The 14,818-nt window shown below is 67.3% G+C and carries 13 protein-coding genes; 9 read left to right on the forward strand and 4 right to left on the reverse strand.

Annotation, left to right across the window (positions count from 1 at the left end; translation table 11 throughout):
- The first annotated feature begins 98 nt into the window (after positions 1-98).
- The 7 genes from VJ655_RS13750 (at position 99) to VJ655_RS13780 (ending at position 7,776) form a co-directional block, all read left to right on the forward strand.
- Positions 99-446 (forward strand): endonuclease domain-containing protein, encoded by a 348-nt coding sequence (locus VJ655_RS13750; protein WP_324111970.1) that lies wholly within the window; start codon positions 99-101, stop codon positions 444-446.
- A gap of 181 nt (positions 447-627) precedes the next feature.
- Complete coding sequence (locus VJ655_RS13755) at positions 628-1,782, forward strand: fumarylacetoacetate hydrolase family protein (protein WP_324111973.1); 1,155 nt, start codon at positions 628-630, stop codon at positions 1,780-1,782.
- Between the two features lie 77 nt (positions 1,783-1,859).
- Positions 1,860-3,296, forward strand: coding sequence for an aldehyde dehydrogenase family protein (locus VJ655_RS13760; protein WP_324111975.1), 1,437 nt, complete (start codon positions 1,860-1,862; stop codon positions 3,294-3,296).
- Between the two features lie 5 nt (positions 3,297-3,301).
- Positions 3,302-4,051 carry a D-xylose 1-dehydrogenase gene (gene xylB, locus VJ655_RS13765; RefSeq protein WP_324111977.1) on the forward strand — a complete coding sequence of 250 codons (750 nt, stop codon included), beginning with the start codon at positions 3,302-3,304 and terminating at the stop codon, positions 4,049-4,051.
- Positions 4,052-4,180: 129 nt separating this feature from the next.
- Positions 4,181-5,050 (forward strand): SMP-30/gluconolactonase/LRE family protein, encoded by an 870-nt coding sequence (locus tag VJ655_RS13770; protein WP_324111979.1) that lies wholly within the window; start codon positions 4,181-4,183, stop codon positions 5,048-5,050.
- On the forward strand, positions 5,043-6,818 hold the full coding sequence (gene xylD, locus VJ655_RS13775; RefSeq protein WP_324111981.1) for a xylonate dehydratase XylD: 1,776 nt from the start codon (positions 5,043-5,045) through the stop codon (positions 6,816-6,818). The genes VJ655_RS13770 and xylD overlap by 8 nt, the downstream gene beginning before the upstream one ends.
- Positions 6,819-6,876: 58 nt before the next feature.
- A complete protein-coding gene (locus VJ655_RS13780; RefSeq protein ID WP_324111983.1) occupies positions 6,877-7,776 on the forward strand; it encodes a GNAT family N-acetyltransferase in 900 nt (299 codons plus the stop codon).
- Positions 7,777-7,820: 44 nt separating this feature from the next.
- On the opposite strand, the gene VJ655_RS13785 is transcribed toward VJ655_RS13780, so the two are convergent.
- The 4 genes from VJ655_RS13785 to VJ655_RS13800 all read right to left on the reverse strand — a co-directional run bounded on the left by VJ655_RS13785 (position 7,821) and on the right by VJ655_RS13800 (position 11,061).
- Complete coding sequence (locus tag VJ655_RS13785) at positions 7,821-8,006, reverse strand: hypothetical protein (protein WP_324111985.1); 186 nt, start codon at positions 8,004-8,006, stop codon at positions 7,821-7,823.
- 78 nt (positions 8,007-8,084) lie between these two features.
- The gene (locus tag VJ655_RS13790; RefSeq protein WP_324111987.1) at positions 8,085-10,277 is read right to left on the reverse strand and encodes an outer membrane beta-barrel family protein; all 2,193 of its coding nucleotides are present in this window, start codon (positions 10,275-10,277) and stop codon (positions 8,085-8,087) included.
- 143 nt (positions 10,278-10,420) lie between these two features.
- Positions 10,421-10,816 (reverse strand): type II toxin-antitoxin system VapC family toxin, encoded by a 396-nt coding sequence (locus tag VJ655_RS13795; protein ID WP_324111989.1) that lies wholly within the window; start codon positions 10,814-10,816, stop codon positions 10,421-10,423.
- Positions 10,813-11,061 (reverse strand): type II toxin-antitoxin system prevent-host-death family antitoxin, encoded by a 249-nt coding sequence (locus tag VJ655_RS13800; RefSeq protein WP_324111991.1) that lies wholly within the window; start codon positions 11,059-11,061, stop codon positions 10,813-10,815. Before VJ655_RS13800 ends, VJ655_RS13795 begins: the two co-directional genes overlap by 4 nt.
- Positions 11,062-11,317: 256 nt before the next feature.
- Here VJ655_RS13800 and VJ655_RS13805 point away from each other — a divergent pair, with 256 nt between their 5' ends.
- Both VJ655_RS13805 and VJ655_RS13810 read left to right on the forward strand, forming a co-directional pair.
- Positions 11,318-12,754 carry a sugar porter family MFS transporter gene (locus VJ655_RS13805; protein WP_324111993.1) on the forward strand — a complete coding sequence of 479 codons (1,437 nt, stop codon included), beginning with the start codon at positions 11,318-11,320 and terminating at the stop codon, positions 12,752-12,754.
- Positions 12,755-13,009: 255 nt separating this feature from the next.
- A complete protein-coding gene (locus VJ655_RS13810; protein ID WP_324111994.1) occupies positions 13,010-14,632 on the forward strand; it encodes a family 43 glycosylhydrolase in 1,623 nt (540 codons plus the stop codon).
- Positions 14,633-14,818: the final 186 nt, after the last annotated feature.

Consider the following 14,818-nt stretch of genomic DNA (forward strand, 5'->3'; position numbering starts at 1 on the left):
CCCGCGCCGAAGGCGTGGGAGGGTGAGGGAAACACCCGTTCCGGAAAATCATAATTCCTTAATTTGAAAACAAAACAAGAACACCGTTCCTGGTCGGCATGAGCCGCACCATACTCGCCCGCCACCTCCGCCGAGAGCAGACCCATCCCGAGGCCATTCTTTGGCAGCTCGTGCGCGGCCGCCGCCTCTCCGGTTTCAAGTTCCGCCGGCAAGTCCCGATCGACCGGTACGTCGCCGACTTCGTGTGCATGGAGGCTCGGCTGATCGTCGAGTTGGACGGCGGCGCCCATGACGATGAGGAGGCTCAAATCCGGGATCTCGAAAGGACGGCGATTCTCGTATCTTGCGGTTACCTTCTGATCCGCTTTCCGAATGGAGCTGTGCTCAATGATCCGGGCGGCGTAGGCGATATGATCGTAGCGACGCTTCGGACGGAGAGGTCCTAGTCCCTCACCCTCCCACGCCTTTGGCGCGGGCCCCGCCCTCTCCCTCCGGGAGAGGGTGTTTTTATATTGGTCTGACAACGCGCTTGCGGCCGCCACATGTTAGCGCTACCAAGCTTGCGACCAACGAGCGCCGCCGACGGTTTCGGCGCCTGCAGACGCTCGGCAAAGGGGAGACGACGCCGTGGGCGTGAGCGAATTCCTTCCGGAAGACTGGCAAGACGCGACCCTCTTGGGCCGCATCGACTTCGGCGAGGGCCCGACGCCCGTGCTGGTGCGCGGCGGCCGTGTCGAGGACATGTCCAAGGTCGCGCCGACCGTCGCCGACCTGATGAACGCCTTTGCGCCCGGCGCGGCGATCCCGCGCGGCGAGGACAAGGGTCCGCTGGAAGCCCTCGACATCCGCCCGGTCTGGGAAGACCCCGACGGCGCCGCGCCGGTGAAGCTCTTGGCCCCCGTCGACCTGCAATGCCTGAAGGCCGCCGGCGTGACCTTCGCCGTCTCGACCCTCGAGCGGGTGATCGAGGAACGCGCGCGCGGCGACGCCGCCGCCGCCCTGAAGATCCGCCAGCAGTTGTCCGAAAGCATGGGCGGCGACCTGCGCGGCGTGAACCCTGGTTCGGAGGGCGCCGAGCGCCTGAAGCAGACCCTGATCAAGGATGGCCTCTGGTCGCAGTACCTGGAAGTCGCCATCGGTCCCGACGCCGAGATCTTCACCAAGGGCCCGACCCTGTCCTCGATGGGCTGGGGCGACCATGTCGGCGTCCGTTCCGACAGCCACTGGAACAATCCTGAGCCGGAAGTCGTGCTGCTGTGCGACGGTTCGGGCCAGATCCGCGGCGCGGCGCTGGGCAACGACGTCAACCTGCGCGACTTCGAAGGCCGCTCGGCCCTGTTGCTCAGCAAGGCCAAGGACAACAACGCCAGCTGCGCCATCGGTCCGTTCTTCCGCCTGTTCGACGAGACCTTCGCCCTGGACGACGTCCGCTCGGCCGAGGTCGAGCTGAAGATCACCGGCCGCGACAACTTCGTGCTCGACGGCAAGTCGAACATGAGCCTGATCAGCCGCGACCCCGCCGTGCTGGCCGGCCAGGCGTTTGGCAAGCAGCATCAGTATCCGGACGGCTTCGCCCTATTCCTGGGCACCATGTTCGCCCCGATCCAGGACCGCGACACCCCCGGCCAGGGCTTCACCCACAAGGTCGGCGACCGCGTGCGGGTCTCGACGCCGAAGCTGGGCGTGCTCGAGAACGAGGTCACCACCTGCGACAAGGCCAGGCCGTGGACGTTCGGCATCTCGGCCCTGATCCGCAACCTGGCCGGCCGCGGCCTGCTCTAATCCAATTGTTTCAACGGATTTTCTTCACGCGAAACGGCTTCCACTTCGCTCGAAAATCCTAGCCAAGGAGCTCGGCAATGACCGACACCCTGCGCCACTATATCGGCGGCGAACGCGTCGCCGCCGACGCCCCGGCCGAGAGCCTGAACCCGTCCAACACCAACGACGTCGTCGCCAAGGTCCCGATGGGCGGCCAGGCCGAGGTCGACGCCGCCGTCGACGCGGCCAAGCAAGCTTTCCCAAGCTGGTCGGAAGCCTCGCCGGAAGTCCGCTCGGACCTGCTGGACAAGGTCGGTTCGACCATCATCGCCCGCAGCGCCGATATCGGCCGCCTGCTGGCTCGCGAAGAAGGCAAGACGGTCGCCGAGGGCGTCGGCGAGACCGTCCGCGCCGGCCGCATCTTCAAGTACTTCGCCGGCGAGGCTCTGCGCCGGCACGGCCAGAACCTGGAAAGCACCCGTCCGGGCGTCGAGGTCCAGACCTATCGCCAGGCCGTCGGCGTCTTCGCCCTGGTCACGCCCTGGAACTTCCCGATCGCCATCCCGGCCTGGAAGGCCGCCCCGGCCCTGGCCTTCGGCAACACCGTGGTGATCAAGCCGGCCGGCCCGACGCCTGCGACAGCGAATGTGCTGGCCGACATCATGCAGGAATGCGGCGCTCCGGCCGGCGTCTTCAACATGCTGTTCGGCCGCGGCTCGATGGGCGACGCCCTGATCAAGCACAAGGACGTCGACGGCGTCTCGTTCACCGGCTCGCAGGGCGTGGGCGCCCAGGTGGCCGCCGCCGCCGTGGCCCGCCAGGCCCGCGTGCAGCTGGAGATGGGCGGCAAGAACCCGCTGATCATCCTGGACGACGCCGACCTGGAGCGCGCCGTCGCCATCGCGCTCGACGGCTCGTTCTACGCCACCGGCCAGCGCTGCACCGCCAGCTCGCGCCTGATCGTCCAGGACGGCATCCACGACAAGTTCGTGGCCCTGCTGGCCGAGAAGGTCGCCGCGCTCCGCGTCGGTGATGCGCTCGACCCCAACACCCAGATCGGCCCGGCCGTCTCCGAAGACCAGATGGAGACCAGCTACAAGTACATCGACATCGCGCGCGGCGAAGGCGGCCGTCTGGTCACCGGCGGCGATCGCCTGAAGCTGGACAATCCCGGCTGGTACGTGCAGCCGACCCTGATCGCCGACACCCAGGCTGGCATGCGGATCAACAACGAGGAGGTCTTCGGCCCCGTCGCCTCGACCATCCGCGTCAAGTCGTACGAAGAGGCCCTGGAGGTCGCCAACGGCGTCGAGTTCGGCCTGTCGGCCGGCATCGCGACGACCTCGCTGAAGTACGCCCGCCACTTCCAGCGCCACGCCAAGGCCGGCATGACCATGGTCAACCTGGCCACGGCCGGCGTCGACTACCACGTGCCGTTCGGCGGCACGAAGAGCAGCTCGTACGGCGCGCGCGAACAAGGCTTCGCCGCGGTCGAGTTCTTCACCCAGACCAAAACCTCCTACTCGTGGTCCTAAGCAGCATGTCCTCAGCCATCTATCCCAGCCTGAAGGGCAAGCGCGTCGTCATCACCGGCGGCGGCTCGGGCATCGGCGCGGGCCTCGTCGCCGGCTTCGTGCGCCAGGGCGCCGAGGTGATCTTCCTCGACATCGTCGACGCGGACTCCACGACCCTGGTCGCCGAGCTGTCGAAGGACGCCGCGATCGCGCCCGTCTACAAGCGCTGCGACCTGATGGACATCGACGCCCTGAAGGCGACCTTCGCCGAGATCGGCGACGTCGACGTGCTGGTCAACAACGCCGGCAACGACGACCGCCATAGCCTCTCGGACCTGACGCCCGCCTACTGGGACAATCGCATCGGCGTGAACCTGCGCCACATGGTGTTCGCGGCCCAGGCCGTGGCCGGCGGCATGAAGAAGCGCGGCGGCGGGGCCATCATCAACTTCGGCTCGATCAGCTGGCACCTGGGGCTGGAGGACCTCGTCCTCTACGAAACCGCCAAGGCCGGCATCGAGGGCATGACCCGGGCGCTCGCCCGCGAGCTTGGCCCCGACGACATCCGCGTCACCTGTGTGGTGCCGGGCAACGTCAAGACCAAGCGCCAGGAGAAGTGGTACACGCCGGAAGGCGAGGCCGAGATCGTCAAGGCCCAGTGCCTCAAGGGTCGCATCCTTCCGGATCACGTCGCCTCGCTGGTGCTGTTCCTGGCCTCGGACGACGCCTCGCTCTGCACCGGTCACGAATACTGGATCGACGCCGGCTGGCGTTGACAGAGGCCCCCTTCCCCCTCGATGGGGGAAGGGTTGGGGACGGGGGTGATGTGGCGGTTCGGCCGCCGATGTCCTATCACCCCCACCCTACCCTCCCCCATCGAGGGGGAGGGATCTGAAGAGGCTGATATGACCGCTGAAGTCACCTGCGTCTGGGATCTGAAGGCCACGCTGGGCGAAGGCCCGATCTGGCATGGCGACGCCCTGTGGTTCGTCGACATCAAGCAACGCAAGATCCACAGGTACACCCCGGCGACGGGCGATCACCTCAGCTTCGACGCGCCGGAGCAGGTAACCTTCCTCGCGCCGATCGCCGACGTCGGCGGCTTCGTGGTGGGCCTGAAGAACGGCATCCACCGCTTCCATCCCGCCATGGGCTTCCGCTCGCTGATCGAGGTCGAGGACGCCGCGCTGGACAATCGTCCGAACGACGCCACCGTCGACGCGAACGGCCGCCTGTGGTTCGGCACCATGCATGATGGCGAGGAAGCCAAGAGCGGCTCGCTGTACCGCATGGACGCCGAGGGCGTGGCGCGGATGGACAAGGACATCTGCATCACCAACGGCCCGTGCGTCTCGCCGGACGGCAAGACCTTCTACCACACCGACACCCTGGAAAAGACCATCTGGGCCTATGACCTGGCCGAGGACGGCACGCTGTCGAACAAGCGCGCCTTCGTCCACGTCAAGCTGGGCGACGACATCTATCCGGACGGCACGGTGGTCGATTCCGAAGGCTGCCTGTGGATCGCCCTGTGGGGCGGCTTCGGCGTCATCCGCGTGTCGCCCGCCGGCGAGATCGTCGGCCGCATCGAGCTGCCCGCGCCCAACGTCACCAAGGTCTGCTTCGGCGGGCCCGACCTGAAGACCCTCTTCTTCACCACCGCCCGCAAGGGCCTCAGCGACGAAACCCTGGCCCAGTATCCGCTGGCCGGAGGCCTGTTCGCCGTCGGGGTCAATGTCGCGGGCCAGCCCCAACACGAGGTTCGCCTTGGCTGAACGCACGCCCCGCCGGTTCCGGTCCCGCGATTGGTTCGATAATCCCGACCATATCGACATGACCGCGCTCTATCTGGAGCGCTTCATGAACTACGGGATCACGCCGGAGGAGCTGCGAAGCGGCAAGCCGATCATCGGCATCGCCCAGACGGGCAGCGACATCTCGCCGTGCAACCGCATCCACCTGGACCTGGTGAGCCGCGTGCGGGACGGAATCCGCGACGCCGGGGGCATCCCCATGGAGTTTCCGGTCCATCCGATCTTCGAGAACTGCCGTCGCCCGACGGCGGCGCTGGACCGGAACCTCTCCTATCTCGGCCTCGTCGAGACCCTGCACGGCTATCCGATCGACGCGGTGATCCTGACCACCGGCTGCGACAAGACCACCCCCGCCGGGATCATGGCCGCCACCACGGTCAACATCCCGGCCATGGTGCTGTCGGGCGGTCCGATGCTGGACGGCTGGCACGAAGGCGAGCTGGTCGGCTCGGGCACGGTGATCTGGCGCTCGCGCCGCCTGCTAGGCGCCGGCGAGATCACCGAGGAAGAGTTCATCGACCGCGCCGCCTCGTCGGCGCCGTCGGCGGGCCACTGCAACACCATGGGCACGGCCTCGACCATGAACGCCGTGGCCGAGGCCCTGGGCCTGTCGCTGACCGGCTGCGCGGCCATCCCCGCCCCGTACCGCGAGCGCGGCCAGATGGCCTACAAGACCGGCCAGCGGATCGTCGACCTGGCCTATGAGGACGTCAAACCGCTCGACATCCTGACCAAGAAGGCGTTCCAGAACGCCATCGCCCTGGTGGCGGCGGTCGGCGGCTCGACCAACGCCCAGCCGCACATCGTGGCCATGGCCCGCCATGCCGGCGTCGAGATCACCGCCGACGACTGGCGGGCGGCCTACGACATCCCGCTGATCGTCAACATGCAGCCGGCCGGCAAGTATCTGGGCGAGCGCTTCCATCGCGCCGGCGGCGCGCCCGCCGTCCTGTGGGAGCTCTTGCAGCAAGGCCGCCTGCACGGCGACGTCCTGACCGTCACCGGCAAGACCATGGGCGAGAACCTGCAGGGCCGCGAGACCAGCGACCGCGAGGTGATCTTCCCCTACGACCAGCCCCTGGCCGAGAAGGCCGGCTTCCTGGTCCTGAAGGGCAATCTGTTCGACTTCGCCATCATGAAGTCCAGCGTGATCGGCGAGGAGTTCCGCAAGCGCTACCTGTCGGAACCCGGCAAGGAAGGCGTCTTCGAGGCCCGCGCCGTCGTGTTCGACGGCTCGGACGACTATCACAAGCGGATCAACGACCCGGCGCTGAACATCGACGAGCACTGCATTCTCGTCATCCGCGGCGCCGGCCCGATCGGCTGGCCCGGCTCGGCCGAGGTCGTGAACATGCAGCCGCCGGATCACCTGCTGAAGAAGGGGATCATGAGCCTGCCCACCCTGGGCGACGGCCGCCAGTCGGGCACCGCCGACAGTCCCTCGATCCTGAACGCCTCGCCCGAAAGCGCAGTCGGCGGCGGCCTGTCGTGGCTGCGCACCGGCGACGTGATCCGCATCGACATCAACACCGGTCGCTGCGACGCCCTGGTGGACGAAGCCGTGATCGCCGAGCGCCGGAAAGAAGGGATCCCCGCGGTTCCCGCCACCATGACGCCCTGGCAGGAAATCTACCGCGCCCACACCGGCCAGCTGGAGACCGGCGGGGTGCTGGAGTTCGCCGTCAAATACCAGGACCTGGCGTCCAAACTCCCCCGGCATAACCACTGACGACGAAAGCCCCCGGAGCGATCCGGGGGCTTTTTTGCTACAACCGCCGACGCGCCAGATGGCGTCGGAGGATCTCGGCGTGCAGGATTTCGAGCCGCTTTTCGTCGCCGCGCGTCAGGCCCGGACGGCCGGCCATCCCGATCAGGCCCGCGACCTCTACGTCGAGGCCGCCGAGCGGGCTCGCGCGGTCGGCGCCGTCCTGGCCCTGGCCCACGCCTTGCGCCACGTCTCCGATCTGGACCGGGAAGCCGGACACGCCGAGCCGGCCCTGGCCGCCGCCGACGAGGCGATCGCGCTCTACCGCGCGAACCCTGACGCCACGGCCCTGGACCTCGCCAACGCCCTACGACTGGCCGCCCTGGCGCGCGAGGCGCTGGGACAAACCTCGACCGACCTCTGGCGCGAGGCCGGCGCGCTCTACCAGGACGCGGACGTCGTGGCCGGGGTCGAGGAAGCCCTCCGGCGGCTGAACCTGGCGACCCGCGCCGCCGAGGCCGAGGACCTTGAACCCCTCGCCCGGCTTTGGCGTCAGGGCTGGCTGGACGCACATCTGGCCATCGTTCCCGAGAATCTGATCGCGCTGCGCACGCCTGAGAGCTTCGCCGAGCGCATGGCCGCCGCCCTGCCCCAGGTTCGCGTGCTGGGCCCCCTCGGAGCGCCGCTGGGCTTCCACCTGATCAAGGATGACGAGCTGAACCAATTCTATCTGGCCAGCGAGGCCCGAGGCTCGGGCGCGGCCGGCGTGCTGATGGCTGACGCCGAGATGCGTCTGGCCGAAGCGGGTGTCACGACGGCCTGGCTGGCCTGCGCCATTGGCAACGCCCGCGCCGCCCGCTTCTACGAAAAGTCGGGCTGGACCTTGGCCCGCGAAGAGATCGTGCCAACCGAGACCTCGGCCGGGCCGTTCCCGCTGAAGGTCTGGCGGTATGAGAAGCGGCTGCTCGGGACAGAGCCCTAGAGACGACGCCGCTAGCCAGCTCTCAGCGAGGAAGGAAGAGGCGGTCAATCCTCCGAGAAGGACCGCCGCTCCGGCTCGATGCCGCTTTCCTCCAACACCGTCCTGGCCGTCGCGACCACCGACTCCGCCGCGCGCTTAGACGGCGAGACGAGCACCACCTCGTCGCCGACCGCGATGGCCCAGCGATCGCCGTAACGGCGGACGGAAAGGTTTCGGTTCTGCTCAGTCATGCGCACGCTTTGATCCGCCCGCACCATTGGGGATCAAGATGGCGTCAAAGCGGCAGCTTGGCTGTCGAGCCCGGCGCCCTACCCCGGTCCGCCCGCGCTGAAGTCGAACTGCTCGGGCCGGGACTTGCCGCCGCCGAAGGCGTAGCTGAAGCCGAAGAACACCGAGCGGATATTGGCCGTGCGGCGCGTGCGGTCGCGCAGGGCCGGGGTGTCGACGACCACCACGTCCTCGAAGCTGTCCAGCGCGTCCTGGGCGGTGACCACGAAGGACAGCTTGTCGTTGACCTTCCGGCGGTAGCCCAGGTTCAGCATCTTGAACGGCTCGCGATAGCCCTGGGGCGTCAGGCGCTTGCCCGAGCTGAAGGCGTTCAGCTGGAAAAAGTCCTTGGGCGTGGCCTGCCAGTTCAGGTTCGCGCGACCCGACAGCGCCGTGCCGGAGCGATTTCCCGTGAAGCCCAGATTGGCCGCGTCGATCTCGTTCCAGAACAGGTTGCCGCTGAGATTGTAGGTCAGCTTCGGCGTCAGGCGGCCGTTGGCGACCAGCTCCAGCCCGCCGCTGCGGCTCTTGCCCAGGTTGGCGCGCTTCGTGAGGAACACCCCACCGCCCAGGTCGCTGACCACGTCGGTGACGCTGTCGCGGGTGTCGCGGAAATAGGCCGTGGCCAGGTAGTAGGTCTGGCCTTTGCGGAACTGCCAGCCCAGCTCGTAGGAGTCGGTGACCTGCGGCTTCAGGTTCGGGTCGCCCTGGCGGTAGTTGAACGGGTCCTGATAGACCCGATATGGGTGCAGGTCTTGGCCGCTCGGACGCACGACGCGGCGGCTGTAGTTGGCGCTCAGGGTCTGGCTCTGGCTGAGCGTGTAGCCCATGTGCAGGGTCCGATAGAGCCGGAAATAGTCGTTCTTGCCGGTCACCCCGTGGGTGACGTCGTTGACGTCGATCTGGACCTCTTCGGCGCGTAGCCCGCCTTGCACGGTGAAGTCGCCGAACGGCCGCTCGTAGGTGACATAGGCCGCATAGACGTCCTGGTCGTAGCGATAGAGGTTGGTGCGCGCCGGATCGACGACCAGCCCGTCCGCCGTGGCGCCGGCCGCGCCGCGGTTCTTGTAGTCGTTGCCGGCCAGCTCGAAGTCGAAGCCGGTCTTCAGCTTGACGTCCTTGGGCAGCGGCCTGCTGTAGTCCAGCTTGAAGTTGGCGCGGGTCTGGTCGACGTCCATGCCGATATGTTCGTACAGGGCCGCCCCGGGCGTGTTGCGGGTCAGGGTGTCGCCGTCGCGCGTGAAGTCGGTGACCTCGTACTCCAGGTGCGTGGTCAGGGTGTGGTCGGCGCCCTTGAGCTGGCGACGCCAGTCGGCGCTGACCGCGCCGTTGTCGCGCTGAAGCTCGCCCGACACGTCACGGACATAGGCGCGGCTGGGCGCTCCCGAGGCGTCGCGGGCCGCATAGGTCTCGTGTGCGTCGCTGTCGAAGGCCATGCGGCGCAGGCGCAGCTCGCCGCTGAGCCGGTTGTTCTTGTCGACGTCGTAGTCGAACGCGCCACGCAGGTTGGTCATGCCGCCTTCGTTCTCGACGGCGGCGTCCTGGGTGCTGGTGCGATAGCCGCCGCTGGCCGCGTCGCGCACCGAGCGCTCGATCAACTGGCGCGCCTCCTGAGTGTCGTGGCGATAGCTGGCGTCGCCGGTCAGGGTCAGCTTGCCCGAGCGGCGGGTGGCGCTGATCCCGCCGTTGTGGCGACCCTGAGTGTCGACGTTGAAGCGGACCGTGCCGTTGGTCCCCGGCTTCTGGGTCTTTTTGGTGATCAGGTTGATGATCCCGGCCGAGCCGTCCGGGCGATAGGCGGCGGAAGGGTTGGTCATCACCTCGACGCGGTCGATCTGGTCGGCCGGCATCGACTGCAGGGCGTCGCCCTTGCCTTCGCCGGTGAACTGGCTGCTGGGCTTGCCGTCGATCATGATCGTGACGTTGGCGTCCCCACGCAGGCTGACATTGCCCTGCACGTCGACCTCGACCGAGGGGATGTTGCGCAGGGCGTCGGCGATCGAGCCGGTCTTGGCCGACAGATCGTTGGCGACGCTGTAGCTGCGGCGGTCGATCGAGGTCCGCATCGCCGTCGAGTCGGAGGTGATCGTCACCCCCTCGACCGCCGTCGGAGCGTCTTTGGCCGGAGCCTTGGGCGCGGCGGGCGCCGGAGCGGCCGGCGGGGTCTGGGCCGTGGCCAGGGCCGGCGACGTCATCGCGGCCACGGCGGCGAGCAAGGCGAGTTTCAGACGCAAGCGAAGATCCCCCTCGGCGGCGCGCGAAGATCCAGCCGCCCGCCGATCATTACAAAATGTACATATGTAAAATTACATACAAGACCCTTAGCCTGGCTCCTCCAGCCAAGACAAATGTCTTTTCCGCAATGTTCGCGTGAGCTTCAGACGCGGATGATGTGGGGGCTATAGGAGGCGACGATGGCGTCGTGGGTGACGAGACGAAGGCTGCCCGATAGGCCCTGGACGACCAGCAGCCGGTCGAAGGGATCGGCATGGAGGGCGGGCAGTTGCTCGACGAGGACCGTCTGCTCCGGCGTGATCGGTATCAGGTCGTAGCCCGACGCGAGGAACAGCTCCATCGCCTCGTCCCCACCGATCGGCATGGCGTTGGGACCGCTACGCCCCAGACCATGCTTGATCGCGATCTCCCATAGGGTGGCGGCGCTGACGCAGATTTCGTTCTCGGGATCGAGGATCAGCGCGCGCGCCGCGCTCGACAGGCGCGGATCGTCGGTCAGCGACCAGAGCGCGATGTGGGTGTCCAGAAGCAGCTTCACTCAGAAGAGCCGAGGAACAGGCGGGCGACCTCGTCGTCATCGGCTTGCGGGTCCTGCGGCGCCGTGAACATGCCCGCGGCGATGCCGATCCGACGCTCGATCCCGCGCGAGGCTCGCATGGGGACTAGGCGCGCGGCCGGACGGCCGTTACGGGCGATGATGATCTCGTCGACCTCGCCCTTTTCGACGGCTTCCACCAGCTTGGAGAGCTGGGTCTTGGCGTCGTGCATGTTGACGGTCGTCACGGCAAACCTCACTTAGCTAATATTAGCTAACATATCACCCTCCCATGCGAAAGCCCTCGTCGCGCGCAGGCCTCGCGTCTTCGCGCCGCTCTGCTAACCATAGGCTCGGAGGTGAGTCCCGCGCGCGAGCAAATGGTCGTCAGAACCTCCGCTTGCGCGCTGATACCGGTAACACTAAGGTCGCCATCAACTTAAGGTCCGACAAGGACCAGAGGGCGTTAAACGGGGCCCGACGGCCCCAACGGGGAGGACACCTGTGGCTTCAGTTTCCAACGCCGGCCCGAGCGCCGGCATGAGCGCCGACGGCGCGAAGGTCAACATGGCCTTCGTCGCGGCGATCGTCGCCGTCGCCACGATCGGCGGCTTCATGTTCGGCTACGACAGCGGCGTCATCAACGGCACCCAGACCGGCTTGAAGGCCGCCTTCAACCTGACCGAGGCCGGCGAGGGCCTCAACGTGGCCGCCATCCTGCTCGGCTGCGCTTTTGGCGCCTTCGCGGCCGGCCGCCTGGCCGACGTCTGGGGCCGCCGCACCGTCATGATCATCTCGGCGCTGCTGTTCGTGATCAGCGCCCTGGGCACCGGCGCGGCCCACACCTCGCTGGTCTTCGTGATCTTCCGCCTGATCGGCGGCCTGGGCGTCGGCGCGGCCAGCGTGCTGTGCCCCGTCTACATCTCGGAAGTCACGCCCGCGAACATCCGCGGCCGGCTGTCGTCCGTGCAGCAGATCATGATCATCACCGGCCTGACCGGCGCCTTCCTGGCCAACTACGCCCTGGCCCACACCGCCGGCAGCTCGACCGCCGAGTTCTGGCTGGGCCTGCCCGCCTGGCGCTGGATGTTCTGGATGCAGGTCATCCCCGCCGGCGTCTTCTTCTTCGCCCTGCTGGCGATCCCCGAAAGCCCGCGCTACCTGGTCGCCAAGGGCCAGGAGGCCAAGGCCGAGGCCATCCTCTCTCGCCTGTTCGGCGAGGGCCAGGGCGCCAAGAAGGTCGACGAGATCCGCGCCTCGCTCGCCGCCGACCACCAGCCGAAGTTCTCGGACCTGCTGGATCCGGTGACCCGGAAGCTGCGCATCATCCTGTGGGCCGGTCTCGTCCTGGCCGTGTTCCAGCAACTGGTCGGCATCAACATCGTCTTCTACTACGGCTCGGTGCTGTGGCAGTCGGTGGGCTTCACCGAGGACGACAGCCTGAAGATCAACATCCTGTCGGGCTCGCTGTCGATCCTGGCCTGCCTGGCCACGATCGCCGTGATCGACAAGATCGGCCGCAAGCCGCTGCTGCTGGTCGGCTCGGCCGGCATGGCCGTGACCCTGGGCGTGATGACCTGGTGCTTCTCGACCGCCACCACGGTCAACGGCTCGCTGCACCTGGATCCCTCGATCGGCCCGATCGCCCTGATCGCCGCCAATCTCTACGTGATCTTCTTCAACCTCTCCTGGGGGCCGGTCATGTGGGTGATGCTGGGCGAGATGTTCCCCAACCAGATGCGCGGCTCGGCCCTGGCCGTCTGCGGCTTCGCCCAGTGGATCGCCAACTTCGCGATCTCGTTCAGCTTCCCGATCATGAAGAAGGCGAGCCTGCCGGCGACCTACGGCTTCTACGCCGTCTGCGCCCTGGTTTCGTTCTTCCTGGTCCAGAAGCTGATCCACGAGACCCGTGGCAAGGAACTGGAGGCGATGGAGGGCTGATAATCCTCCCTCAAAAGGGAGGTGTCGGCTCGAAGAGACGACGGAGGGGGAAGTCCCGCAAACCCTGCCCACTTCCCCCTCCGGCCTTCGGCCACCTCCCCGCTGGGGAGGAGGATTTTGGAATCGCGCAGACGCCCGGGAGCCTGGCTGCCGGGCGTTTTCTTTTGTCTCCACGCAAAATGACACCGGTGGACAAAACCGCGCGGACCGCTAGCTTGCCCTCAACAAGACAAGTGCGCGTTCGGGAGGAACACCATGGTCGACATCAACCGCCGCGGCGCGCTGGGCTCGCTGCTGACCGGCGCGGGCCTGGCCGCCCTGCCCGCTTCGAGCGAAGCCGCGCAGATGGGCCTTCTGCCGTCCAAGGCGACGAGCGGCCCGACCTGGTCCAAGGGGATCGAAGACCAGCGCAAGGCCGACCTGGGCGACGGGACGTTCCTGAACCCGATCCTGGCCGGCGACCATCCCGACCCGTCGATCCTCAAGGACGGCGACGACTACTACATGACCCACAGCTCGTTCGACGCCTATCCGGGCCTGCTGATCTGGCGTTCGCGCGACCTGGTGAACTGGACGCCGGTCACCACCACCCTGAAGACCAACATCGGTTCGGTCTGGGCCCCCGAGCTCTGCAAGCACAAGAGCCGCTACTACATCTACATTCCGGCCAAGCAGCCCAACAACAACACCAGCTACGTGATCTGGGCCGACAGGATCGAAGGTCCGTGGTCCGAGCCGATCGACCTGAAGCTGCCCCGCTACATCGACCCCGGCCACGTCGTCGACGAGAAGGGCGAGCGCTGGCTGTTCCTGTCCGGCGGCGACCGCATCAAGCTGGAGCCCGATGGCCTGTCGACGGTCGGCCAGCCCGAGCACGTCTATGATCCGTGGCGCTATCCCGACACCTGGGACGTCGAGGGCTTCTCGCCCGAAGGCCCCAAGGTCATGCGCAAAGGCGAATACTTCTACCTGGTCACCGCCGTGGGCGGCACGGCCGGCCCGCCGACCGGTCACATGGTCATCGTGGCCCGCGCCAAGTCCCTGGCCGGGCCTTGGGAGGACCATCCGCGCAATCCGATCGTCCGCACCGTCGACAACAGCGAAAAGTGGTGGTCCCGCGGCCACGCCACCCTGGTCGAGGGCCCGACGCCCGGCGACTGGTGGACCGTCTATCATGGCTACGAGAACGGCTATTACACGCTTGGCCGCCAGACCCTGCTGGCCCCGGTGACCTGGACCGCCGACGGCTGGTTCGAGGTCGGCGGCGGCGATCTCAGCCAGCCGATCAAGAAGCCAAAGGGCGGCAAGCCCGGCCCGCACGGCATGGCCCTGTCGGACGACTTCACCGCCGACAAGTACGGCGTGCAGTGGAACTTCTTCGATCCTGGCCCCAACGAGCAGCAGCGTATCAGCCGCGCCGGCGGCGTCCTGATCCTGAAGGGCGCAGGAGAGGCGCCGTCCAGCGGCGCGCCGCTGATCTTCGTCACCGGCGACCAGGCCTATGAGATCGAGTGCGAGATCGAGGTCGATCCCGAGACTCGCGCCGGCCTGATCCTGTTCTACGACCGCCAGCTCTATTGCGGCCTGGGCTTCGATGCGAAGGCGTTCGTCACCCACCAGTACGGCATCGAGCGCGGGCGTCCGGCGAACCCGCACGGCTCGAAGATGCTGATGAGGCTGCGCAACACCCGCCACATCGTCGCCTTCCACACCAGCGGCGACGGCGGCGAGACCTGGCGTCGCTTCGACCGGGGCATGGAGGTCAGCGGCTACCACCACAACGTCCGCGGCGGCTTCCTGATGCTGAAGCCGGGGATCTACGCGGCGGGCAAGGGTTCGGCGCGGTTCCGGGGGTTTAAGTATCGAGCGTTGGATTGAGCGCGCGCGTTCGCCATTCACCGCCTTCGAAGCCAATAGCTCGCCGTCCTGGGCCTTGTGCCCAGGACCCATGCCGGCGGTGAGCTGTGAGCTCGAAGTGAGCTGAGGCTGAACGACCCAGCTCGCCGATCTAACTTGGCGAAAGCGGAACGATGGGTCCTGGGCACAAGGCCCAGGAAGGCAGAA

It is taken from the genome of Caulobacter sp., assembly GCF_035254145.1.
Classification (GTDB): Bacteria; Pseudomonadota; Alphaproteobacteria; order Caulobacterales; family Caulobacteraceae; genus Caulobacter.

What these genes read in the sequence shown, in the direction of transcription:
- VJ655_RS13770 (WP_324111979.1), top strand. Translation starts at nt 4,181, where the DNA reads ATGACCGCTGAAGTCACCTGCGTCTGGGATCTGAAGGCCACGCTGGGC.
- VJ655_RS13785 (WP_324111985.1), bottom strand. Translation starts at nt 8,006, where the DNA reads ATGACTGAGCAGAACCGAAACCTTTCCGTCCGCCGTTACGGCGATCGC.
- VJ655_RS13750 (WP_324111970.1), top strand. Translation starts at nt 99, where the DNA reads ATGAGCCGCACCATACTCGCCCGCCACCTCCGCCGAGAGCAGACCCAT.
- VJ655_RS13760 (WP_324111975.1), top strand. Translation starts at nt 1,860, where the DNA reads ATGACCGACACCCTGCGCCACTATATCGGCGGCGAACGCGTCGCCGCC.
- VJ655_RS13810 (WP_324111994.1), top strand. Translation starts at nt 13,010, where the DNA reads ATGGTCGACATCAACCGCCGCGGCGCGCTGGGCTCGCTGCTGACCGGC.
- xylB (WP_324111977.1), top strand. Translation starts at nt 3,302, where the DNA reads ATGTCCTCAGCCATCTATCCCAGCCTGAAGGGCAAGCGCGTCGTCATC.
- VJ655_RS13780 (WP_324111983.1), top strand. Translation starts at nt 6,877, where the DNA reads ATGGCGTCGGAGGATCTCGGCGTGCAGGATTTCGAGCCGCTTTTCGTC.